Origin of the sequence: Phytobacter palmae, assembly GCF_039409775.1 — a bacterium.
GTDB classification, from domain to species: domain Bacteria; phylum Pseudomonadota; class Gammaproteobacteria; order Enterobacterales; family Enterobacteriaceae; genus Phytobacter; species Phytobacter palmae.
This window is the reverse complement of the sequence record NZ_JBCIVJ010000057.1, coordinates 1-1,530: the sequence shown is the minus strand read 5'-3', so window position 1 is coordinate 1,530 and position 1,530 is coordinate 1. Positions and strand designations below refer to the sequence as shown.

The window sequence follows — 1,530 nt, the reverse complement described above, 5'->3', positions numbered from 1 at the left end:
TCCAAACAAAGCAACAGCCTTAGCCATAAAAAAAGACCTGCCACGGGACAGGTCATAAATCAGGGTTATCTCTATATTTGTTATGCATAATTCCAAGTATTCCGAAGGTGCAGGACTGTTGCGTACCGTTGGTGTAAGTTACAGAAACAGCAACCTGTCTTACACACCCCCGCAAATCTGGATTTATTACAGAAATACATTACCACGGGTATAAAAGCATTTCGCCAAAATTTAGCTTTGTACATTTTCGTGATCTGATCCACACTTATCAGGCGTTAACAGACATATAACCAGACGTGTTGCTGTATTTCACATGGAGTGTACGGTGTCGTCACTTCCTGTTTTTTTTCATAACATTCCACACTCCCCCCCCCATACAACAGGGGATTTTTGTGCAGTATTATTTTTTAGCTTTATAAGGTCGGTACCAGCAGACCACCAGCATGACGATGGAAATGCCCAGCAGAGCAAAATCCATCAGTACGCCAGCCAGCCGCCAGGCAATAAACAGAGACACGATAAAAAGAGTCCACCCGCCAATGCGCTTAATCATTTGTTGCCCAGCACGCGGGACAGGTTTTTGAGCAGTACAGTTGATGCGGTTTCCAGCATGTCATCTCCGGCATCTGTGTTTGCGACCACCAGCGTTTTAGTACACGGCACTTTCACTTTTGAATCGCTGAGCCAGCCAGATTCAGTGACCGCCTTTTTCAGCTCATAAACCGCTTTGCCGTTTGGCAACTTATCGTCGACGTTCCAGCCATTCATGCTGATCATCGTCAGGCCGCTGCCCTTCTGGTTTACTGACTCCAGAAACTTATTCGTGCGGTCGGGTGCGGATACCCACAGGAATGCGTCATATTCTCCGGTGGCAACTTTAGCCAGTGAGCGAACGCCACCCTTTGCGTAGGTCTCAACTTTTGCGTAATTCTTTTCGAGCGTCTGGAGATATTGCCAGGATGCATAAGAACCGCTGGCAGGTTCACCCACGGCGATTTTAATGCCTTCTTTCAGATCGCTTTCGCTGCCGACCTTCCCGCCGTCTTTCACGGCCACAAACACGCATTCATCGCCCAGCTCGCCGATGATGTCGACCTTCTGAGCTTCGTTACCGTGTCGGCTGCGCCAGAACTGAAATGCATCAGCCTGGGTGAAACCGATCTGCGCTTCGCCGCTGGCGACTTTATCAAGGTTGTCCAGTGAGCCTTTGCTCGGGACTACTGTCGATTTATAGCCATATTCGCTTAGCGCACTGGCGAGGTTCACACCATACACAGCGTTGTACGTTAAGCCCTGCTGCCCGGTGGTGATCGTGATGTCAGCGGCTGTTGCTCCAAAACTGGAAAACAGGAGAACCGCCGCAATAGCGGTGAATGATTTCTTCATGGGACTTTCCTTTAAGGGGTGAGCCAGTGCCCAGGGAGAGTACGCAGAGAGTCAGACTCCCTGTGGCTCACCTCTGTAAAGGCTCTGCGGTTTGATGTTTGCGTCGGCACAGACGCGGGATGGCTTCGGCCGCCGGAGCAATCA

General features: G+C 50.1%; 2 protein-coding genes. Both read right to left on the bottom strand.

Annotation, left to right across the window (positions count from 1 at the left end):
- Positions 1-400: 400 nt before the first annotated feature.
- Entirely contained in the window at positions 401-553 is a 153-nt protein-coding gene (locus AAIG39_RS25595) for a hypothetical protein (RefSeq protein ID WP_167337870.1), read from the bottom strand.
- Positions 550-1,386, bottom strand: coding sequence for a TAXI family TRAP transporter solute-binding subunit (locus tag AAIG39_RS25590; protein ID WP_071845859.1), 837 nt, complete (start codon positions 1,384-1,386; stop codon positions 550-552). Before AAIG39_RS25590 ends, AAIG39_RS25595 begins: the two co-directional genes overlap by 4 nt.
- Positions 1,387-1,530: the final 144 nt, after the last annotated feature.